The organism is Thermocrispum municipale DSM 44069 (genome assembly GCF_000427825.1).
Taxonomy (GTDB): Bacteria; Actinomycetota; Actinomycetes; order Mycobacteriales; family Pseudonocardiaceae; genus Thermocrispum; species Thermocrispum municipale.
On record NZ_ATYT01000003.1, the window covers coordinates 293,801 to 315,970 of the forward strand.

Annotated in this window: 17 protein-coding genes; 1 reads left to right on the forward strand and 16 read right to left on the reverse strand. The window is 70.0% G+C overall.

Going from position 1 to position 22,170, the window contains the following annotated elements; translation table 11 throughout:
- Window positions 1-84: 84 nt before the first annotated feature.
- Window positions 85-264, forward strand: coding sequence for a hypothetical protein (locus tag YWM_RS0101355; protein WP_028849187.1), 180 nt, complete (start codon window positions 85-87; stop codon window positions 262-264).
- Here YWM_RS0101355 and YWM_RS0101360 read toward each other — a convergent pair.
- The 16 genes from YWM_RS0101360 to YWM_RS0101435 form a co-directional block, all read right to left on the reverse strand.
- Entirely contained in the window at window positions 237-1,730 is a 1,494-nt protein-coding gene (locus YWM_RS0101360; RefSeq protein ID WP_028849188.1) for a right-handed parallel beta-helix repeat-containing protein, read from the reverse strand. The genes YWM_RS0101355 and YWM_RS0101360 overlap by 28 nt on opposite strands.
- A gap of 1 nt (window position 1,731) precedes the next feature.
- Window positions 1,732-2,376, reverse strand: a complete 645-nt coding sequence (locus tag YWM_RS0101365; RefSeq protein ID WP_052344440.1) for a phosphatase PAP2 family protein — start codon at window positions 2,374-2,376, stop codon at window positions 1,732-1,734.
- A 63-nt stretch (window positions 2,377-2,439) separates the two neighbouring features.
- On the reverse strand, window positions 2,440-3,429 hold the full coding sequence (locus YWM_RS0101370) for a GHMP family kinase ATP-binding protein (protein WP_028849190.1): 990 nt from the start codon (window positions 3,427-3,429) through the stop codon (window positions 2,440-2,442).
- Window positions 3,426-4,142: a nucleotidyltransferase family protein gene (locus YWM_RS0101375; RefSeq protein WP_028849191.1), complete on the reverse strand. Its 717-nt coding sequence runs from the start codon at window positions 4,140-4,142 to the stop codon at window positions 3,426-3,428. The genes YWM_RS0101370 and YWM_RS0101375 overlap by 4 nt, the downstream gene beginning before the upstream one ends.
- Entirely contained in the window at window positions 4,139-5,263 is a 1,125-nt protein-coding gene (locus YWM_RS0101380; RefSeq protein ID WP_028849192.1) for an NAD-dependent epimerase/dehydratase family protein, read from the reverse strand. Before YWM_RS0101380 ends, YWM_RS0101375 begins: the two co-directional genes overlap by 4 nt.
- Entirely contained in the window at window positions 5,260-6,405 is a 1,146-nt protein-coding gene (locus YWM_RS0101385) for a glycosyltransferase family 4 protein (protein ID WP_028849193.1), read from the reverse strand. Before YWM_RS0101385 ends, YWM_RS0101380 begins: the two co-directional genes overlap by 4 nt.
- 9 nt (window positions 6,406-6,414) lie before the next feature.
- A complete protein-coding gene (locus YWM_RS25505; protein ID WP_043659063.1) occupies window positions 6,415-7,617 on the reverse strand; it encodes an HAD-IIIA family hydrolase in 1,203 nt (400 codons plus the stop codon).
- Window positions 7,614-8,840, reverse strand: coding sequence for an O-antigen ligase family protein (locus YWM_RS0101395; protein WP_028849195.1), 1,227 nt, complete (start codon window positions 8,838-8,840; stop codon window positions 7,614-7,616). Before YWM_RS0101395 ends, YWM_RS25505 begins: the two co-directional genes overlap by 4 nt.
- Window positions 8,837-10,357 (reverse strand): right-handed parallel beta-helix repeat-containing protein, encoded by a 1,521-nt coding sequence (locus tag YWM_RS0101400; protein WP_245565878.1) that lies wholly within the window; start codon window positions 10,355-10,357, stop codon window positions 8,837-8,839. Before YWM_RS0101400 ends, YWM_RS0101395 begins: the two co-directional genes overlap by 4 nt.
- Before the next feature lie 12 nt (window positions 10,358-10,369).
- Window positions 10,370-12,397 carry a heparinase II/III family protein gene (locus YWM_RS0101405; protein ID WP_028849197.1) on the reverse strand — a complete coding sequence of 676 codons (2,028 nt, stop codon included), beginning with the start codon at window positions 12,395-12,397 and terminating at the stop codon, window positions 10,370-10,372.
- Window positions 12,397-14,580, reverse strand: a complete 2,184-nt coding sequence (locus YWM_RS0101410) for a bi-domain-containing oxidoreductase (protein WP_028849198.1) — start codon at window positions 14,578-14,580, stop codon at window positions 12,397-12,399. Before YWM_RS0101410 ends, YWM_RS0101405 begins: the two co-directional genes overlap by 1 nt.
- The gene (gene asnB, locus YWM_RS0101415) at window positions 14,577-16,505 is read right to left on the reverse strand and encodes an asparagine synthase (glutamine-hydrolyzing) (protein ID WP_028849199.1); all 1,929 of its coding nucleotides are present in this window, start codon (window positions 16,503-16,505) and stop codon (window positions 14,577-14,579) included. Before asnB ends, YWM_RS0101410 begins: the two co-directional genes overlap by 4 nt.
- Window positions 16,506-16,513: 8 nt before the next feature.
- On the reverse strand, window positions 16,514-17,710 hold the full coding sequence (locus tag YWM_RS0101420) for a glycosyltransferase family 4 protein (RefSeq protein ID WP_028849200.1): 1,197 nt from the start codon (window positions 17,708-17,710) through the stop codon (window positions 16,514-16,516).
- A complete protein-coding gene (locus YWM_RS0101425; protein ID WP_028849201.1) occupies window positions 17,707-19,038 on the reverse strand; it encodes a nucleotide sugar dehydrogenase in 1,332 nt (443 codons plus the stop codon). Before YWM_RS0101425 ends, YWM_RS0101420 begins: the two co-directional genes overlap by 4 nt.
- Complete coding sequence (locus YWM_RS0101430) at window positions 19,035-20,585, reverse strand: Wzz/FepE/Etk N-terminal domain-containing protein (protein ID WP_028849202.1); 1,551 nt, start codon at window positions 20,583-20,585, stop codon at window positions 19,035-19,037. The genes YWM_RS0101425 and YWM_RS0101430 overlap by 4 nt, the downstream gene beginning before the upstream one ends.
- Window positions 20,582-21,970, reverse strand: a complete 1,389-nt coding sequence (locus YWM_RS0101435) for a hypothetical protein (RefSeq protein WP_028849203.1) — start codon at window positions 21,968-21,970, stop codon at window positions 20,582-20,584. The genes YWM_RS0101430 and YWM_RS0101435 overlap by 4 nt, the downstream gene beginning before the upstream one ends.
- Window positions 21,971-22,170 lie beyond the last annotated feature (200 nt).

The following is a 22,170-nucleotide window of genomic DNA, read 5'->3' on the forward strand; positions in this document are numbered from 1 at the left end:
GGCCGAGGGTGCGTCACCGGTGCGGTCGACGGTGCCACACCCGTTACCGGTGCGGGCGTACCGTGCCCGTCACCGTGGCCGAGGGTGCCGCGCGTATTTCGAGGTCGTAAAGCCGACGGTGAACGGCTGGAGAAGCTGGGCGGCCGGAAGCTGTACCTGCAGAAGGCCGACGAGCACCACGAGTCCTGCCTGACCATGCAGGTCGTCGAGGGCAACGAGCTTGCCTGGACTGACCGCTACGACGAGCCGGCGTCCTGCCGGTAGGGCGCCGCGCGCCATTGACTGAACGACAGGTAGCGGCTCGGCTCGTACCCGACGAACTGCCACGCGCCGCGGTAGCGGTTGTCGTACCAGCGGTTGTCCTGGCGGAACGTGAGGGCCTGCTGCACCCGGCGCCCTTGGTACGGCGACCACTCCGGCCACGTGCCGACGTTGGCCACCAGCGCCTGGACCGCGCAGTAGCGTGGGCGACAGCCGCCGTCGACGGCGTCGGAGTCGAAGACGAACAGGTTGTCGTGGATCCGCAGCCGCTGCGTCTTCCACCGGCAGTCGTCGTACAGCGGGTCACGCTTGATCTTCGTGCCGCTGCACCGAGCGCCGTCGTTCTCGCCGATCAGCAGCGTGCACTCCGACGTGGTGTTGGTGCCGCAGAACCGGTCGGAGTTCTCCCAGCCGACGACGCCACCCCAGTTGTTGTCGAACACGTTGCCGGTGACCTCCAGCACCGAGGTCCTGGCCGGCACGCGGGGCTCGCCGCCCGCCTCGGACAGGTAGATGGTGCCCACCGGGAACGTGTCCTCCTCGTCGGCGAACGTGCGGCCCTCCTGCCACGTGTTGTGCCGCAGCACGTTGTTGCGGATCGTGGCGTTGTAGCTGATCTCGTAGAAGATCGCTTGCGACTCGTTGGCCTCGATGAGGTTGTCCTCGATCAAAAAGTCGTTGTTGTTGGTGTCCGCCCAGATGCCGGGCCCGTGGTTGCGATGAATCCAGTTGTCGCGGATGTCCGCGCCGTCGACCGACCAGAACTTCATCGCTCCGGTGCAGCCGCACCCGTCCACCCGCGCTTCCCAGTCGTCGGTGTTGTTGCCGGTGAACTCGTTGCCCTCCACCAGCAGATCGGTGATCTTGTTGCCTGCCTGGAACGCGTTGAGGCCGTACTGGCCGTTGTGCGCGACGCAGTTGCCGACGATCCGCTGCCCGGATCCAGCCATCATCGCCGCACCTTTGTTCCGGATGAGCGTGGTGTGCTCGATCGTCCAGCGATCACCGGAGTCGTGGTTGACCACGCCCTCGTTGTGCGGCGCCACGAAGTTGCGCACGGTCAGGTACTTGATGGTCACCCCGGAGGCTTGGCCGCCGAACGCGTAGCGGTTGACCTTGCGTCCGTCGAGCACCGCACCCGGCGCGCCGATGTACGACGCATCGTCGCCGGGCCCGATCTGGGCGAACTCGTCGTCGCCCAACGTGTGCACGCCGGAGGCGAACCAGTACGTGGTGCCGGGCTGGGTGAAGTCGAAGTCGGCGTTGTCGCCGGCGGGCACGACCGTCGCCCCTTTCGGTGGCTTGGCCGGGCCGTCGAGCCCATCGGTTCCGCACACCTTCTTCGCCTTCTCGGTGGCCGGCGCCTGCGGGGCGGCCGCAGGGGGACCGCCCGCCGGATCGACAGCGACGGCGACACTGAGACCGACCGCCACGGCGGCCAAGGCGATCCACGCGGTGTGGCGCGCCATGTCAGGTCCCCTCGGTGAGCCGGTCGACCGCCCAGCCGGCGACCGGGACGACCACCATCGCCGCGCACAACCCGCCGACCGTGTCGGTCATGAAGTGCGACACCAGCACGGTCTGCGCCCAGCCCATGGCAACACCGCACAACAGCCCGCTGCCCAGCACGACCACGGCGGCGGCGCGACGATCGGCAACGTGATGGGCGACGAGCAATCCGCCGATCAGGCCGACGGCGGTGAACATGCCGGTATGGCCGCTGGGAAAGGCCAGGTTGTCGCCGTGGATCATCCGGCCGGTCAGCGGCTTGAGCAGCGAGGTCACGCCGACCGTCAGCAGTGGCCCCGCCATGGCCAGCACGGCGAGCCGTCTGCGGCCTCGCAGCCAGCACACGACGGCGAGCAGCGGCAGCACGATGGCCGCGCCGACGGGTTCGCCGAGCGCGTCCACCAGGGTCGCGAGGACGCGCGCCAGGCCGGCGGCGGCGGGGCCCTCCACACCGTCGGAAGGCCACAGCCGATGGCCGCTGACGTACACGGCGGTGAGCGCGCTGAGCACGGTTGCGGCGAGCACCGCGGCCACGCCCACCGGCGGCCGCAGCCTCAGCGGGATCGCGGGCAAGGAGTCGCGGAAATCCAGCACACGGGAGATCACATATGCACGTCGGCGAACCTCGTCCTGATGTTTCGGCGCGGCGGCCGGGGAGTGCGCCACCCGTCAACCCCAGATGTCGTGGTGCACGTTGAAGATCACCCGCGAGCCGACCGGTTCCAGCTTGATCGGCAGCTCGCGCATGCCGGACAGCCGGTCGCGGACCGCGTTCTGGCGCTCCACCGGGCAGGTGACCAGCAGGAAGCCACCGCCGCCCGCGCCGGTCACCTTCGCTCCGGTCGCGCCCGCGGCCAGGGCCGACTCGACCGCCGCGTCGATGGTCGCGTTCGACACCCCGGAGGCCAGCGTCCGCTTCGCCTCCCAGCCCTTACTCAACGCCGCGCCGAGCGCCTCGACGTGACCGGCACGCAAGCCGTCCGCGGCTTCGCCCGCCAGATCCCGTAGCTGCTGCAGCTGCGGGATCTTCTCGGTGGTGTTGGCGTTCTGCTCGGCCAGGATCGTCGTGGCGCTGCGCGTGCTGCCGGTGAAGAACAACAACAGCTCGTCCTGCAAGCGGCGCCGCGCGGCGGGCGGCATGGTCACCGGGTCCAGCCGGACCTGGTCGCCCGGCCCGAACCGGATATCGTTGAGCCCGCCGAACGCGGCCGCGTACTGATCCTGCTTGCCGATCGGTTTGCGGCAGCGGTCGATCTCGATGGCGCACGCCCGCTCGGCCAGCTCTTCCGCACTGACCTGCCGCCCGCGGTAGGCGAACAACGCCTGCAACAGGCCGACCGTGACCGAGGACGACGAGCCGAGACCGGACCCGGCGGACGGGATGTCGGCCAGCGTGGTGATCTCCACCCCGCTGTGCACCCCGGCCATGTGCATCGCCTCGCGCACCAGCTCGTGTTCGAGCTCGCCGACGTGGTGGGCGATCTCCTTGCGCGAGTAGTTGACGTAGATGTCGTCGTCGAAGCGCTGCTTGACGATGACGTAGACGTATTTGTCGATCGCCGCGTTGAGCACTCGGCCGCCGTGCCTGCGGTAGAACGACGGCAGGTCGGTGCCGCCGCCGACCAGGCCGATGCGAAGCGGAGTCTGCGTGATGATCATGACGTGCCTCGCCATTCCCGCCGGGCGCGCTCCAGGGCGTCCGGCGTGCCGATGTCGATGAAAAAGCCGTCGAGCCGGATCGCCCGCACCCGTCCAGGCGCGGCGACGAGCCGGGGGAGCAGGTGGTAGCCGATGTCGGCAGGGGCGTCCGGCGGGATGTGGTCGAGCGCCGCGGGGGCGAAGGCGTAGATGCCCGCGTTCGCCAGGTCCGACCGTGGGGTGCGGGGTTTCTCCTCGAAACCGCGGACCTCACCGGCGGACAGCTCGACGATGCCGCACCGGGTCGGGTCGGGAGCGCGGAACACGGTCAGCGTGGCCACGGTGTCCGGATCGGCGGCGCGATGGGCGCGGTGTGCGTCGACGAGCCGGCCGAGGTCGAAATCGGTGAGGTTGTCCGCGTTGATCGCCAGGAACTCGTCCTCGCCCGCCACGAAGTCGCGGTTGGCGCGAAGTGTCCCGGCGCTGCCCAGCAACTCCGGCTCGTAGGAGAGCGTGACCGTGGGTCCTGTGGAGCGTGCGGCCACGTGCGCCGTGACCTGGTCGGCGTGGTGGTGGGTGTTGACCAGGACGTGGTCGACCCCGGCCTTGGCCAGGGCATCCAGCCAGATGTCCAGCAAAGCGACGCCGCCCACGGTCACCAAGCACTTCGGGACGTGCTCGGTCAACGGCCGCAACCGCGTACCGAGGCCTGCGGCCAGCAGGAATGCCTTCACGGGAGTCTCCCGCCCGCGACGGTGCGTACCACCCCGAGCGAGCGCATGGTGGCTTGTGATCTCGCCAGCACGTCGTCCAGATCCGGCATCGAAGGCAGCCACGCGGCGTATTCGGCGACCGAGTCCTCCGGGGTGCGCTGCGGCCGCCAGCCCAGCTGCTTGAGTGCGTCGATGTCGGAGAAGATGTGCCGGGTGTCGCCGAAGCGGTATTCGCCGGTGACGCGAGCGCGCTGGTCGGAGCCGAACTGTCGGCGGATGATGTCGGCGAGTTCTTCGGTGGTGTAGGCGACCCCGCCACCGACGTTGAACACCCGACCGACCGCCCGGTCGTCGTCCAGCACCAGCAGGTTGGCGTCGACGACGTCGTGGATGTTGACGTAGTCGCGCAACGACTGGCCGTCCTCGTAGAGCGTCGGCGCTGAGCCGCGCAGATAGTGCAGGCTGAAGATCCGGCAAGCGCCCGAGTAGGCGTTGTAGACCGACTGCCGCGGCCCCTGCACGATGCTGTAGCGCAGCGCCGTGGTGGGGATGTCGTAGCGGCGGCCCAGGTTGAGCGCCAGCACCTCGGCGGCGTGCTTGGACATGCCGTAGGCGTTCTGCGGGTTCGCCACGCGCTCCGGTGTGCGCCGCACCGTCATCGGCCCGTCGCAGGTCGGGCACCCGATCTCCCAGCGCGCCGCCTGCAACGCCGCGTCCGGGCGCATGGCAGGCAACTGCTCACCGTGCTCGGGACACCAGTACAGCCCTTCGCCTGCGGCGGCTTGCGACGAAGCGATCACCACCCGCATCAGATCGAGCCGTTCGGCGACCGCGATCTCGTACAGCATCGCCACCGACGTGACGTTGACGTCGGTGAAACGCGCGAAGTCCGGCAGATAGTCCTGGTAGGCGGCGAAGTGGTACACCGCGTCGGTCCGGCGCAGCAGGTTGGCGAGCAGGTCGCGGTTGCGCACATCGCCGATGTAGAGGTCGACGCCGGGCGTGACGTACATCGGGCGCCCTTGCCGGTGCACCGGAGGTGTGACCGCGTCCAGCACCGTGACCTCGTGTCCGCGGGCCACCAGCGCGTCGCACGTGTGCGAGCCGATGAACCCGGCACCCCCAGTGACCAGAATCCTCATCGTGACCTCCGGTTCGCGTACACCTCGCGGTAGACCTGCAGGGTTTGTTCGGCGGTGGACTCCCAGGTGAACTTCGCCGCGTGCGCGAACCCGAGGTCCCGCAGCCGCTGTTGCTGCGGACCGCAGGCCTGGATCAGCGCGTCGGCGATGGACTCGGGACTGTGCGGGTCGACCAGCAGGGCGGCGTCGCCCGCGGTCTCCGGCATCGCGGTCACGTTCGACGTGATGACCGGGCAGCCGGTGGCCATCGACTCGAGGATGGGCAGCCCGAACGTCTCGTTGAACGACGGATAGGCGAACGCCTCCGCACAGCGGTAGAACCACACCGTCTCCGCCTGCGTGACCGGCCCGATCCAGATCAGGTCGTCGCTCACACCCAGCCGGTCGGCCAGCTCGTGCAGCTGGCGCACGTACTCCTCGTCGCGGCCCGCGCCGACCACGACCAGTCGCACATCGCCGAGCTTGGGTTTGGCCTGCGCGAACGCCTCGATGAGCCCGTGACAGTTCTTGTACTGCCACAGCGAGGAGACGAACAGCACGAACGGGCCGTCCACGCCGTAACGGCTGCGCAGGTGGTCCCACGCCTCGTCGGGGTCGCCTGGCCGGAACCGCTCGTGGTCGACCCCCTCGGTGATCATCCGCAGTTTCGACTCGTCGACGTCCAAGTAGGTCAGCAGCTCGGACTTCAGGCTCTGCGAGTTGATCACGATCGCGTCCGCGGCCCGCACCGTGCGCGGGTAGCTCAACCGTCGATAGACCCGCGCAGGCAGACCGATCGCGCCCGGAGTGGTGTAGGCGTGCAGCGTCTTGATGTGCGCCACCAGCCCGGGCGCCGGCTTGACGATCGGCGCCAGCAGCGTGTTGAACACGTCGATCTTGGACCGCGGTAGCCGCACCGGCGCGTACAAATGCTCGCTGAGCGTGCGCGGCCAGCGCCGTTCGTTGGACCACGGGAACGTGATGTAGTGAACGCCTGGTCCATAGCCTTCGTGCAGTGGCCGCATCGTGGGGCTGACCAGCAGGTGCAGCTCCTCGTCCTCGGTGAGCCGCTTGGCCATCTCCGGGATGATGCGGGTCCAGAACCAGTGCGCGCCGGACGGATGCGCTGGATCGTCGGTGAGCAGGTTGATGGCAACGCGCATGCGTGATCCTCAGAAGGTCGTGGTGGCAACGGCTTCGGCGGGCATGCGCGACTGCCGCACGTATTGCGCGAGCAGATGCATGCAGGCCTGGTGGGTGTCCTCGATGACGCCGTAGTTGGTGGAGTCGACGTGCACCGAGACGGTGGCGCGTCGGCGGGAGGGGCCGCCGCTGAATCCGGTCAGCGCGATGGTCTTCATCCCGTGCGCGTTGGCCCAGTCCACGGCCCGCACGATGTTGGCCGAACTGCCCGACGACGACACCGCGATCAGGACGTCGCCCGGCCGGGCCAGCGACTGCAGCTGGTACTCGAAGACCTGCTCGTAACCCAGGTCGTTGGCGATCGCGCTGAACAACTCGATGTTGGTGCTCAAGCTGTGCACCCGACTGGTCAGCCCGGTGCCGGTGCGCACGCCCTTGACGTGGTCGCACTGCAGGTGGTTGGCGATCGAGGCGGAGCCGCCGTTGCCGCAGGCGAACACCGTGGCGTCGCGTGTGTAGGCGTCACCGAGGATCTTCGCCGCCCGGCTGATCTGTTCCAGGTCGACCGTGGCGAACGCGCGCGACAGTTCGGTGACGTAGGCGCCGCCGAAGCTGTCCGCGCGGTGGAACTGCTCGGCCGGGAACTTCACCGGCGCCTGCACCGGTGCGCTCGGGCGCTCCGTCTCGGCGTCGCTGAGGATGAACCGCACGGCCGCCGCCAGGTCCGGGAAGCACGCCACGTCCGGTCCGAGCGGGGCGGGCGAGCCGACCTGCAGCGGCCGGGCGCCGATCGTGCGGGCCAAGCCGATGTCGGCCGGGCTGTCGCCGACCACCCAGCACTGGGCCAGGTCCAGATTCAGTGCCTTGGCTGCGGCCAGGGCCATCCCCGGCGCGGGTTTGCGGTCGTTGCTGGTCCTGGCGAACGCCTCGACCGTCCCGTCCGGGTGATACGGGCAGAACAGCCACCGGTCGACGTGCGCACCGGCGCGGGCCATCTCCGCCGCCATGTGCTTGTGCACCTGCTGCACGTCGGCGATGTCGTAGCGGCCGCGCGCCACGCCCGCCTGGTTGGTCAGCACGGCCACCGGGATCCCGGCGGCGTTCAGCGCCGCGATCGCTTCGATCGCGCCGGGGATGAACTCGACCCGGTCGACCGAGCCCACGTAGCCGGTGTCGACGATGATCGTGCCGTCGCGGTCGAGAAGCACTCCCGCGCGTGGAGATCCGCTCATGATGCTCCTCCTGTTTTCGAGGCAACGGTGCGGGTGGTCGGCGTGACGAGCAGGGCGGCGGCCACGGTGAGATGCAGCAGATACGGCGACGCGTCGGCCAGCCCCGCCTCGGTGTAGGAGGCGACCAGGCAGTACGCGATGAGGAACAGCGCGCAGGCGCGCTGCGGTGACGGTGGCCGGGCCACCGCCACGACGAGCAACGTGATCAGGAACAACGCCACCAGCGATGCCCCGATCAGCCCCTGCTCGTGGTAGGCGGCCAGCCAGCTGTTGTCGATCGGCAGTCCGGTGAACGACTTGTCCGACAACCCGGTGCCGAACAGCTCCTGGTAGAGCGTGCGCGGCTCGGACAGCAGCGCGTCCCACACCTTCGCGCGCCCGGTCAGCGTGCCGAAGTCGTCCTGATCCTGTCCGCGCAGCACCCACGCCTGCAGCACAGGAAGGAAGATGACGGTCCCCACCCCGGCGGTGATCGCCCCGACGGTGAACACCTTCCGCGCCCGAGGATTGGTCAGCAGCGACGACAGCAGCGCCACGGTCAACCCGGCGACCAGGCCGAACGCTGCGGTGCGGGTATGGGTGAGCAGGAGGACGGCGATCGCCGGCACGGAGACGAACAACGCCACGTTGCCCGGAGTCAGTTTGCTCAACCACAGGATCAGCACCAGCCCGGTGAGCACCGCGGCGTACTGGCCGACCTGCGGCGCGGTCAACGGCCAGATCGCCCCGACCAGCCGTCCGTCGTAGTACTCGGGCATCGCGTGCCCGGGGGAGATGAGCAACCCGATCACCACGGACGCCACCACGACCATGAGCACCCGCACGTGGTAGCGAACGAACGTCAGCGAGCCGTCCCACCACCGGCTGATCAGCCACAACGTGGCCACGAACCCGGTCAGCCTGGCGCAGCGGAACAGGCCGCCCCAGCCGGACTCCAGCGGCATGCTCGCGGCGATGCTCACCGCGGCCAGCAGGGTCAGGATCACCAGGTAGGCGCTGGGCCGGACCTTGAGCCGCGGGTTGAGCACCAGCGCGATGACGAACGCCAACCCGACCGCACCCATGGTGATCATCTGCGTGACGGTGCGGGGGAGCGGGACGATCGTCTCCGCTCCTTGCGAGCCCAGGGTGTTGACGATCAGCAGCGCCCACACCGCACCGAGGGACCGCGGCACGCCGGCGCGGACCGGTGCCAGCTCGGGGCGATCCTGCGTGACGGTCATGGCTGCTCCGCCCGGAGGGAGAAGACGCTGCCGCGGTCCTGGCGATGCGGCGCCGATTGCCAGACGCTCGGCTCGAGCAGCGTGTCGGTGTCGAACGCCATGAACCGCCACGGCCCGATGTAGACGTTGTCGTGCCAGCGGTTGTCCTGCTTGAACGTGATGGCGTCCTGGATGTCCGACCCGTGATACGGCGACCACGACGGGGAGGTGCCGAAGTTGGCCAGCACGGCCATCCGGGCGCACAGGTACTCGCAGCCGATTTTCGTGGTGTCGACCTCGAACCGGTTGTGGTGGATGTCCACCCGCTGGGTCTTCCACCGGCAGTCGTCGCGCAGCGGCTCGCGTTTGATGGCCGGGCTGCGGCACTGCTCGACGTCGTCGACCAGCAGCGTGCAGTGGCCGCTCGAGGTGTTGTGCGGGCTGTTGCAGAAGCGGTCGGCGTTCTCCCACAACGTGATGCCCGACCAGTTGTCGACGAACCGGTTGCCGGAGATGACGAGCCGGTCGGTCCTCGCCGGGATGCGTGGCTCGCCGCCGGATTCGGAGACGTAGATCGTGGCGGACGGGAACGGGTCGCCGTCGGTGACGAACTCGCGCCCGTCGAGGAGGTTGTTGCCGCGGATCAGGTTGTCGGCGATGACCGCGTTGTAGCTGGTCTCGTAGATGATCGCGGCGCCTTCGTTGTCGGAGATGACGTTGTCGCGGATGACGAAGTCGTTGTTGTTGGTGTCCGCCCACAGGCCGGGGCCGTGGTTGTGGTGCACCCAGTTGCCGGTGACGTCGGCGCCGTCGACCGCCCAGAACTTCACCCCGCCGGTGCAGCCGCAGCCGGCGATCTTGGCCTCCCAGTCGTCGGTGTTGTTGCCCGCGATCTCGTTGCCGTGCACCACCAGGTCGGTGATGGTGCCGGAGTCCTGGTAGGCGTTGATGCCGTACTGGCCGTTGTCGCGCAGGCAGTTGAACCGGATCCGCTGGCCCTTGCCCGCCGCCATGGCCGCGCCGCTGTTGTCGCTGATGGTGTTGTGCTCGATCACCCAGTGGTTGGCGGAGTTGTGATTGACCACGCTTTCGTTGCCCGGCGCGACGAAATTGCGCACGGTCACATGCTGGATGGTGACTTTGTCCGCCTTGCCTGCGAACGCGTAGCGGTTGACCTTCCGGCCGTCCAGCACGGCGCCCGGAGCCCCCACGTAGGTATTGCCTTTCTTCGGGATGACCTGCGCGAACTCGCTCTCGGCAAGCACGTGCACGCCGGTGGCGAGCCAGAACGTCGTGCCCGCCGGGTGCTGCTCGGTCAGCTCGGCGAGGTCGTCGGTACCGGGCCGGACGACCACCGCGCCGCTCGGCGGCTTCGCCGGGCCCGGCTCGGTCCGGCCGCAGACCTTCATCGGCCGAACCGGGCGATCGGTGACCGGTTCGTCGGTGGTGCAGGAGGTCAACCCGGCAGCGACGACGACGCTCGCCAGCACGGCCGCGATGCGGCGGTGCCGGGAGCGAGACGTCGTCCGGGTGATCACGGTGGCTCCTTGTCAGCTGGTGAAGCGCAGTAGGGTGGTGAACGTGGTGTGGCGTCGTGCCCGGCCGATGCCGAGCAACGTGGTGGCCGGTTCCCGCCGTCCGAAGCTCTCCGAGTACCAGCCCAGCGGCGGGTCGGTCTGGCCGCGGGTGGCCGACCAGATCAGGTCGCCGGGCAGCACCAGCACCGCGGTGTGACAGGCGCCCGGGATCTTGCGGTGCGGCCAGCTCAACCACGCGGTGCCGCCGACCAGCTCGGCGGTGATGGTCGGCCCGAGGTGGAACGCGATCGAGCAGCGACGCAGCGCCGACGAATAGATCTCGTCGACGATCCGTAGCTCGCGGAGCTGTTCGAACAGTTCCACCGTGCGCTTGTGCACGGCGGGGTGGTCGCCGTGCGCGTAGCCGTCGTGGACCGCCTGCCAGACGCCGGCCGCCGGGTCGGCGACCAGCACCGAGCTCCGGGCGTGCCGGGTCCACAGGAACGGCCCTCCGGACACCGACTGATCGCTCCCGTTGAGCTGCACGGTGTTGTGGCCGAGCGTCGAGCGGAAATACGACCGCCACTCCGGCTGCCCGTGGTAGCAGTACGTGCCGGGGTCGGCCAGCACGTCGACGCCGTTGTGCCGTACCTCGACCGACAACGCGTCGGCGTGGGCGTGCGCGGCGATGGACAAGAACCCGTGCGGCCCGCCGTCGCAGCGACACCAGATCTCGCCGAGCTCACCGTGGCCGGTGGTGCGCAGCATCGTCATGCCCGCGTCCGGGAAGTGGTCCGGCCGCCGGGGTGGCCGAGTCGCCGGGTGCAGGCCGTCACCCGGCGACTCGACCCCTACTCCGGGCCGCACCGGGCCCACGGTGCGCCAGGGCCGCGCCAGCGCTGCCAGCACTGTCGAGCGGACATCCGCGCCCGGAGGCTTGGGCCACCACGGCAGCCGCCCGAACAAGGCGTCACCGGTGGTCAGCAGCGACGACCAGCGGTCGGCGGACGTGCCGTCGACGATCAGCCCATAGCCGTCGTCGGCGTCGCCCTGCCGAGGCGGCCGGCGTGTGTCGTCGAGTATCGCCGCCAGCGCGTCGGTCATGCGCACCAGGACGACCCGCGTGGTGTCGGGTACCGGCACGTCTGCGCAGTCGGCTTCGGTGACGGCGGCCAGGCCCAGCTCGAGCACCAGCGCGTGGTACTCGGTGGCCAGCTCGCGGTTGATGCCCGACGGGAAGGTGTTGTTGCGCAGCTCGGTGTCCAGCGTGCGCACGGCGTCGGCGCGCCAGCGCGGCGATTCGGTGAACCAGCCGAACGCGCTCGCGGCGGCCAGCTGCCCGGCGGCCTCGGCGATCACGTGGTTGTTGGCCGACGAGCCGTGGCTGCCGAACGTGGCCAGCCAGCGCTGGTGCCAGTACAGGTGCCTGCGGAACTCCGGGTTGTCCTCGAACAACCTGCTGACCGCGGGCCAGCCGTCCAGCAGGCGCCGGGTCCACACCCAGGACAGCAGCCGGATGCCCAGCTCGATGCCGCTGACCCAGTGCACGCCGCGCAGTGGCGGATTGGCCGCCCACCACGACCGCAGATGACGGGCGACGCGGGTGGCGTAACGGTCGTCGCCGGTGGCGGCGTACGCCGCCGCGAGCACGGTCAGATGCTGGTGCCGGGACACTTCCCAGATCTGCTTGATGTCGCCGACCGCGTCCTCGTCCCGGTACGGAATGTCGAACGCGTAGTTGACCGGGGCGTTGCGCCGGGTGCGCGGGTCGTGATGCCAGTCCGGGTCGACCAGGTCGTCACGGGCGACGCCGAAGTACTCCGCCCTGCCCGCCAGCAACCGGTCCGCGGTGGCCAGCAGGTCCTTGGTCGCGTCCACGGCCACCGCGTCCAGACAGTCCGCGGGCAGCGGCGAGGTGAACTCGGGCTTGCGCACCACCGCGGGAACGGCTGCGGTGTCCAGATGCCGCCAAAGCCGCACCTCGACGGCGGTTGCTGCCCGCCGGGCGATTTCCTGGGGGCGCATGGCCGCCAGGCGACGGAGGTACCAGGAAGCGTCCATCACCCTGCTCCATTCGTGCTCAACGAGACCGGCACACCGCCCGCGAGGCTGTCGTGGACGGCGAGCGTGGCGGTCGTCGTGGCGGTCAACGACGACAGGGGGATGGGCATCGGGGATCCGGTTCGCACCGCGTCGACGAAGGCCGCGACCTCGGCGGCTTGGCCTTTGTCCCGGCCGCGCGGCAACCGGTTGACGGCGCTGGACCACCGGCGGCGGCGGTGGACGCGGGCGCGGACGAAGTCGTCGAAGCGCAGCACCTTGCCATCGGCGATCAGGTCGATCGTTTCCTTGGGGAACGACGCGTGGCCTGCGGTGGTGTAGGTGATCACCGCGGTGGACCCGTCCGGGTAGCGCAGCGTGGCGTGCAGATCGTCCGGCCCGCGGGTGGCGGAGGCGTACACCGAGACCGGGTCGGCGTCCAGCAGCCAGCTGATCGTGTCGATGAAGTGGCCACCTTCGCCGGTGAACCGCCCGCCTTCGACGTCGGTGCGGCGGTACCAGCTGTTCGCCTCCAACGACCCGGCGTTGACCAGGTATCGCACGGTCGCCGGGCCGACCCGGTCGCCGAACCGCTGCTTGGCCTCGACCAGCAGCGGTGCGAACCGGCGGTTGAACCCGACCTGCAGCCGGTCGTTGCCCGACTCGGCCACCGCGGCCAGCACCTTCTCCAGCTCCTGCTCGGACAACGCCAGCGGCTTCTCCACGAACACCGCCTTGCCCGCCAGCAGCGCCCGGCGGGTCAGCTCGGCGTGCGAGCTGTGCCTGGTCACCACGAACACCGCGTCGAGGGAGTCGTCGGCCAGCACGTCGTCCAGGTCGGTCGACGCGGTGGCGAAGCCGAACTTGCGGCGGGCGTTGGCCGCGGACAGCGGTGATGTCGTCACGACGTGGGCCAGCCGGACGTCGTCGCGGTCGACCAGGTGCGGCAGCAGCATCGACGAGGCGTAGTTGCCCGCCCCGACGAAGCCGATCCGCAGCGGCCGGTCGATCGGCGCGGCGGCGTGCGTGGTCGGCTGCACGACCGGCGTTGCCACCGTTGTGGTCCGTGCCGTGGGTTGCGCGGTGGGGTAGGAGAACAGCACGCCGATCCCGCGCAGCTCGCCCTCGTGCAGCCGCTGATAGGTCTGCTCGGCCGAGGAGAACGGCGTGATGTGCGAGATCAATGCGGAGACGTCGACCCGGCCGCGCTGCACCAGGTCGAGAAAGCACTCCAGGTTGCGGCGCTCGGTCCACCGCACGTAGCCGATGGGGTAGTCGTGGCCGTCCAGCTCGTAGCCGGGGTCGTAACGGCCCGGCCCGTACGAGCGGGAGAACCGCACGTCGAGTTCCTTCTCGTAGTAGGCGTTCCACGGCAGGTCCAGGCGGCACTTGCCGATGTCGACGACCACCGCGCGGTCGCGGCTGAGCCGGGCGGCCAGCTCGACCGGTTCGTTGCTCGACCCGCCCGCGGCCAGATACACCTGGTCGACTCCCGCGCCGCCGGTCAGCTCTGCGACGGCGCTGTCGACGTCCTCGGACCCGGGAGCGCCGGATGCCAGCGCTCCGTGCCCGCGCGCCAATTCGCAGCGCTCAGGGTCCGGGTCGACGCCGATCACCCGGACGCCGCCGGCGTCCAGCAGCTGCACGACCAACTGGCCGATCAACCCAAGGCCGATGACCAGCGCGGATTCGCCCAGCGCCGGCTCGCCGCGCCGCACACCCTGCATCGCGATGGCGCCGACCGTGGCGAACGCGGCATGCTTCGGATCGACGCCGTCCGGCACCCGGGTGTAGAGGTTCCTCGGCACCCAGTTCAGCTCGGCGTGCACCGCGTGCTCGTTGCCCGCGCACGCCACCAGATCGCCGACCGACACGTCGTCGATGCCGTCGCCGACCTGCTCGACGACCCCGCACAGCGAGTAGCCCAGCGGCGTGAGCGAGTCGAGCTTGCCCATCGCCTTGCGGTAGGTGGCCGACAGCCCGTTGGTGGCCACGCTCTGCACGACCTTGGCGACCTGGTCCGGCCGCGCCTTGGCCTTGCCGAGCAGCGACATGCCCGCCTCGGACACCTTCATCAGTTCGGTGCCGGTGGAGATCAGCGAGAACGCCGTGCGCACCAGCACCCCACCCGGCTTGACCGCGGGCAGGGGGACGTCGACGAGCCGCAGCTCACCGGTCTTGTAGTTCTGCACGATCTGTTTCACGCGGTCTCCTTCCACGGCTGGCGGATGCCCGGCTGCTCGGTGGCGCCGCGGTACCAGTACTCGAGCGCGAGCACGTGCCAGAGGTGTTTGCTGCGGTCCTGCCTGCCCGCGGCGTCTTCCTCGGCGAGCAGGCGCAGCGCGTCGCGCCGCAACAGCCCGGAGGAGACCAGGGCGCCGTCGTGCACGACCTCACGCAGCACCGGGGCCAGATCGCGGCTCATCCAGGCCCGCAGGGGAGCGGAGAACAGGCCTTTCGGTCGGTGGACGATCTCGCGCGGCAGCACCGCTTCGGCGGCCTTCTTGAGCGCGAGCTTGCCGTGCCTGCCTGCGACCTTGTCCTTGCCGGCCAGCGCGAACGCGGCCTCGACGACCTTGACGTCGACGAACGGCACGCGCACCTCGGTGGAGGCGGCCATGCTGGCCCGGTCGGTGTAGGCCAGGTTCAGTCCCGGCAGGAACATCCGGGCATCGGCCAGGCACATCCGGTTGACGAAGTCGTCGAGCGCCTGGTCGTGGTAGACGTCCGCGTGCTCGGTGAGCACATCGTCCACGGTCGCGGCCAGATCGGGGTTGACCAGGCGCAGCAACTCGGCGCGGTCGTACATGGTGTAGCTGCGCCGGAACGCCGTCTCCTCCGGCAGCTCGGCGAACGACAGGAAACGCTTGGCGAACCGCACCGACCGGTAGCCGCGGCGTGCACCGGCCACCGGCAGCTTGGCCACCGTGGCCGAGACCGGCGCCCGCAGCGCGCGCGGGAGCCGCTGATACCGCAGCGCCAGCGTGTTGGCCACGTGCTTGCGATAGCCGCCGAACAGCTCGTCGGCGCCCATCCCGGACAGCATGACCTTCACGCCGGCCTCGCGCGCCGCCTGACAGATCAGGTACGTGTTGATCGCCGCGGGATCGCCGATGGGCTCGTCCAGGTGATAGGTCATGGTCGGCAGCAGCGACAGCACGTCCGGCGCGATCTCGATCTCCCGCAGGTCGACGCCGAACTTCTCGGCGACCACCCGGGCGTAGCGCAGGTCGTCCGGCATCGCCTCGAACTTGGCGTCGGCGGCCCGGAACCCGATGGTGTAGGCGGCGATCCCGCCCAGGTCCTGCGCGGCCAGCGCGGTGAGGTAGCTCGAGTCGAGGCCCCCGGAGAGGAACGTGGCCACCTCGACGTCGGCGAGCAGGTGCCGTCGAGTGGAGTCGGCGACGACGTCGTGCAGGTCCGGCGGATCGGCGTACGCGGCCTTCTCGGCCACCTCGCGCAGCGAGTAGTAGCGCCCCTGCCGAACGTCGCCGTCCGGCCGGACGGTGAGCCAGGTGCCCGGCGGCAGCTTGGTGACCTCGCGATACACGCAGCGTCCGTCGGGGACCCAGTAGTACAGCAGCGAGGCGACCAGCGCGGCCTGGTCGATCTCCAGCTCGTCGCCCAGCTCGCCGGCCAGGGCCTTCAGTTCGGAGGCGAACAGCAACCGCTCGCCGCGCCGCAGGTAGAACAGCGGTTTGATGCCGAGCTGGTCGCGCACCAGGGTGAGCTCGCCGGTGCGTTCGTCGTACACCGCGAACGCGAACATGCCGCGCAGCCGGGGCAGACACGCCGTGCCCCAGCGGCGCCACGCCTGCAGCAGCACCTCGGTGTCCGACGTCCCCCGGAACCGCACACCCAGCGAGGTCAGCTCGGCTCGCAGGTCCGGCGCGTTGTACAGCTCGCCGTTGTAGGTCAGCGCGAGCCCGTCGGCGACCATCGGCTGCGCACCGGTGTCGGACAGGTCGAGGATCGCCAGCCTGCGGTGACCGAGGTGCACCTCACCCGCGCCCGCTCGATGGCTGTACCGGCCGAACCCGTCCGGACCGCGGTGCGCGACGGCAGCGGTCATTCGATCGGTGATGGCTCCGCCGTCCGGCCACCCGAAACTCCCGGCAATGCCGCACATGGTGGCTCCTAGCTGCCCAGCAGGCGGTCGTAGACACCGACATACGCGGGGATCTGATGCCGCCAGGCGAGCACGTCCTCCACCCGGCGCCGCCCGGACGCCCCCATCTGCTTACGTCGCACTTCGTCGTCCAGCAGCCACAAGATGACGTCGGCGTATTCGGCGACGTCGTTGGGCGTGGCGTACGCGGCCGCCTCCGCTGCGGACACCCGTGTCTCGACCAGGTCGAACGCCACCACGGGCAGCTCGAAGGCCATGTACTCCATGGTTTTGTTCATCGTCGAGACGTCGTTGAGCGGATTGCGCGGATCCGGCGACAGTCCGATGTCCGCGCTGGACAACAACGCCGCCACCTCCGCGTCGGGAATCCGGCCGGTGAAGTGCACGTACGGCTCGAGATCGAGTTCGGTGGCCAGCGCGCGCAGCTCGGGTCCGGCGTCACCGTCGCCGATCAACGTCAGGCCGACGTCGGTGCGGCCGCGGTCGTGGACGATGTGTGCCATCGCCCGCAAGGCCAGGTCGACACCGTCCTGCGGGCCCATCACGCCGAGGTAGACGAGCAGGTGCTGAAAGCCCCGACGAAGCTCGGGATGGGCGTCGCCGCGGCGCATGCGATCCGGATCGGGTCCGGTGCGCACCACGGTGACGTCGGCGGCCTTCTTCTTGCCGCGGCTCATGGCCACCTGCCGATAGGAGTCATTCGTGGCGATGACTCGCTCCGACAGCCGGTAGGTGATGCGCTCGGCCAGCAGCAGGGCTCGATACGGCAGGGCCGCGCGCGTGCCGAACCGGGACTCGTACAGCTCAGGACACAGATCGTGCTGGTCGAACACCAGCTTGACGCCCCGCAGCAGGAACGGCAGCGCGGCGACGAACAGCACGTCCGGCGGGTTGCACACCTGGATCGCGGCGAACGGCTTCCGCCGGTACGCCCGCACCAGGCCGAAGAACGTGGCCAGGATCGAGTAGGCGTACTCCGCCAGGAACATGATCTGACGGGTGATCGGGGGGAACGCCCGGTACTTGAACAGGTGCACGCCCGCCATCCGTTGATACCGGGGATCGCCCTTGGCCTTCGGGCACACCACGGACACCTCGTAGCCGGCGTCCCGCAGCGCCTGGCACTCCAGCCAGACCCGGCGGTCGAACGGCACCGGCAGGTTCTGCACGACGATGCAGACGTGCCGGTCACGGGTGGCGCTCACCAGCCCACCCCCTGGTAGCCGGCGAGCCGTTCCACGTCGGTGCCCAGTCGTCCGTTGAGGTCGAGCACGACCGGTGGCTGGGCCTGGCGCAGCGCGGCCAGCGCGTCCGGATCGGCGGTCGACACGATCACCACGTGCGAGCCGCGGATGGCGTCCTCGGCCCGGTCGTGGAGCACCCGACCCAGGTGCGGCAATCGCTGCTTGACGTACCGCAAGTTCGACCCGGTCAGCCGGGACAACGTCACCACCGGGTCGTGCACGCGAACGTCCAGGCCCTTGCCGATGAGAATTTCCGCCAGCGCGACGTTGGGGCTTTCCCGCAGGTCGTCGGTGTTGTTCTTGAACGACAGGCCGAGCAGGGTGACCTGCCTGCTGCCGCCACCGTCCTCCACGGCGTGCAGCACCCGATCGGCCACGTCCCGGATGAGCAGCTCGTTCGACGCCAACGACGCCTGCAACAGCGGCAGGTCGACGAAGCTGGTCCGGCCCAGGTACAGCAGGCTGCGCAGGTCCTTGGGCAGGCACGAGCCGCCGAACGCGAAGCCCGGTCGCAGGTAGGCGGGGGAGATGTTCAGCTGCCGGTCCTGCACGAACACGTCCATGACCTGGCGCGAGTCGATGTCGAGGATCCGGTAGAGGCGGGCAAGCTCGTTGGCGAACGACACCTTGAGCGCGTGGAAGCTGTTGCACGCGTACTTCAGGCTCTCCGCGGCGCGGGTGCTCACCTCGTGCACCGAGCAGGCGTCACCGAGGAAGGCGAACAGCTGCCGCACCACCGACGCCGCCTTGGGCGTGCCGCCGATGACCAGAAACGGTGGCCGGAAGAAGTCCGCCACGCTGGTGCCTTCCCGCAGGAACTCCGGCACCATCGCCACCTGCAGGTCGTCGCCGACCGTGCGACCGGACCGGCTCTCCAGCAGCGGAACGACCTCGGTGTCGACCGTGCCCGGCGGCACCGTCGAGCGGATGATCACGGTGTGCGGCCGGGTCTGGTCGGCCAGTGCGGCACCGATGTCGGACACCACGCGCCGAACCGAGTTCAAGTCGGTGCTGCCGTTGGCCGCCGAAGGGGTGCCCACACACACGATCGACACGTCCGACTCGCGGACGTTGTCACCCACCGTGCGGGTGGCGTGCAGGGCGCCGGAGTGCACCACCTCGGTCAGCAGTTCCGGCAGGTCCTGCTCCACCACCGGCGGCCTGCCTGCGTTGACGTCGGCGACCTTGCCCGCGTCGGTGTCGATGCCGACGACGTGGTGCCCGCGGGCGGCCAGGCAGGTGGCCGTCACCGTGCCGACGTATCCGAGTCCGAAGAGTGTGACGTTCACGAGACCTCCTGGTGCGCTGGTGCCGCCGGCCGAGCCGGAGGGGCGGGCAGGGCGCCGGGGTCCGGGGCGCGCGTGCCGGATGGGGTGTCTGCAGCCGAGTGCGCCGCGCGGCCGCGCAAGGCGGTGTGCAACGCGTCCCACAACGTCCCGTCGGTGCGGTCCCGCGGGTCGGGGTCGACCAGCACCACGCCGATGACGACGATTCCGGCGTCGGCGAGCTGCCGCGCGACGGTGTGCAGCCACTCGGTGGCGGCGTGCCCGGCGCGGACGACCAGCAACGTCTCGTTGCCGAGGCGGGGCAGATCGGTCCACGGTGCGCCGGGGCGCAGGGTGCCGACACCGATGGTGTAGCCGGCCTCGCCCTCGATGGCCGGGTGCGGCCAGCCGGCCTCCGGCCATTCGGTGCCGTCGACCACCCACACACCGTCGCCGAGCGAGTCGACGACCTCGGTGTTGTCGCGATCGGGCAGGTCGTTGATCAGCACCACCGGCTTGCCTTCGCGGGCGAGCTCCACCGCCATGTCGGCGGCGAGTTCCGCGGCGACGTCCGCGGCGCCCAGCTCCAGCACCGAGACCGAGCCCGGCCGGCCGCGGACCGTCCGAGCCAGCGTGGCCGCGGCGCGGCGTCGCTCCTGCTTGCGTTTGCGCCCGGGCGTCCGGCCGAACAGTCGTCGCGGCGGTAGTTGGGTGATGACCGAGGCGCCCAGATGCGCGGTGATCTCCCTGCGCAGCACCGGGCGGTCGTGCACGACGGTGAGCACCCCGGCCAGGCCGAGTCCCAGCACCAGCCCGAGACCCAGGCCGACCAGCGCCTTGATCGCGCCCGCCACCAGCAACGACTCGGGCACGATGCGCGGCGCGTCGACCACCGTGGTGCCCGCGATGATCCGGCCGGTCCCCGCGCCTGCGTCCTCCGCCTGCGCGATCAGCTCCTGGACCTTGGCTTCGAGCGTTCCTTTGCGGCTGAACAGCGACGACTGCCGGGTGGTGGACGCCGGGTCGGTCGCGTCGGACAGCGCGGCGATCTGCTTGTTGACCGTGTTCAGCTGGGCTTGCGTGCGCCGTTGCCGGTCCTGCAGTTCCTGCAGCGCCGCCTGGCTGGACGCTTCCACCCTGCGCCGGTGATCGGCGATGAACGTGCTGCTCAGCGCTTCGGCGCGGGCCAGCGCCTGCTCGGCGGTGTCCGCCTCGACGGTGATCTCCATGACGTTGTTGGACAGCGGGATCCCGCTGTACTGCTCGACGAAGTCCTCCGGCTTGTCGGTGCTGCCGACCTTCTTCAGCACCTGCTCGGCGATCCGGTTGGTCTGCAGCAGGGCGATGTCGGTGGCGATCAGAGCCCCGCCGTCGTTGGGCTGGTCCTCCTCGTGCAGCACCAGCACCTTCACCGACGCGACCGGCTGGGGCGGCGCGACCACGGCCAGCGCGATGCCGATCAGCAACCCGAGCGCGGCCATCGGCAGCCACAGCCGCCGACGCCAGCGAATCCCCGCCACCAGCCGTTGCAGGTCGAGCAACGGCTCCGCGTAACTGCGATCGGCCGTCATGAGGCCCCCACGAGTTGTTGGTCGACGGCCTCGTCCGGCCGCTCGGCTGGTTGTGCCTTGGCCGTGCGGACAGGGCGCGCCACCACGACTCCGGCGAGCCGGTGGCCCGCGTCCCGGCAGGCCTCGGCGATGGCGATCAGTTCCCACTCCGTGCGCAGGCCCGCGGAGGCCACCAGCAACGCCCCGGACACGGCGTGGTCCTCGCCCAGGTCGGGTTGCTGAGCGGAGACTTCCACCAGGCGCGGCGTGGGCGGCGCAGCAGGCCCGTGGCCGGCCGACCCGGTGGCCGCCGATCCGTGCCCGTTGCCGGCGACGACGACGTCGTGGGCAGCGTCGGCGATCAACCGCTGGGCCACCGCGCGCGCTGCGGGATCGTCGTCGGGAACCACCACGAGCAGACGCAGCGGGACGCCCTGCGCAGTGCGGAGCTTGGCCAGGATGCGGTGGTATCTGCCGGGGGCGGAGACCTCGCCGTCCGGTGTCTGCCACGGCCGGTCCGTGCCGAGCAGCTGCGCCGGCCTGCGCGACGTGGCCGGGGGTGGTTCGGCGATCGCCACCTCGCCGACGCCCCTGGCGCCGAACGCCGAGGCGATCGAGCCGGCGTCGCGCAGCCTGCGGTCGGCCCGGGCGGCGATCAGGTGGGCGGCGATCGCGATCAGGAAGCCGGCCAGCGCACCGGCCGCGGTCAGTTGCCACCTGGTGGGTGGTGCGGGCGACGTCGGAACCTCGGCGGGCTCGACGATCACCGCGTTGGTGTTGGTGCCCGCGGCCTCGGCTTCGTCGAGTTCCTTGACCGCGCCGGTCAGCGCGCTGCGCATCTGCTCCAGTTCGGTGCGCACTCCGACTTCTTCCGAGGTGAGATCGCCCGAGGACGCCTTGCGGTGCAGGTCGGACAGCTGGCGGAGGGCGTCGCGTACCTCCACCTGCAAGGCGTTGCGCTGCTCCCTGATCACCTGCGCGGACGCGTTCGCCGGGTTGCTGGCCAGCTGGCCGGAGTAACTGACGAACTCCTTGGCCACCTGATCGGCCAGCGCCTGCGCGCGTTGCGGGTCGTTCTCCGCCGCCCGGATCTCGATGACGTTGCCCTCGACGACCTCGGCGGTGACATGCTCACGCAGTTCGTCGATCGGTTCGTCCCAGCGCAGGGCTGCCGCGGCGCGTTCCAGCACGGTCGAGCTGACCGCGATCTGCGACTCGGTGAGCATCTCGTCCGCCTCGCGCGCCCCCTGCATCAGCACCTGGCTGCTGGCCTGGTAGCCGGGGGAGACCAGGAGGGAGACCAGGTAGCCGACCACCGCGCCGACGAGGGCGGCCGCGACCAGAACCCGCCACCGCCTGCGGATGACCTGCCCGACCACGAACAGGCGTACGACATCGTCATTCACCGCACGAGATCCCCTCTGCGTGCTTCGAGCGCCCGCCGGTGGGGGTACGAGACGTCCCGTCGCGAGCATTGGCCTGTGTAAACGCCATTCGCGCCTGTCCGGGCGTTGGTTACTATGTCGCCTTTATCCGGTCTGTCCGTAACGTTCGCGACGGTGAAGGCGAAGAGGAACCTCGGCGAGAATCGGTGTCGCGCCGCTGG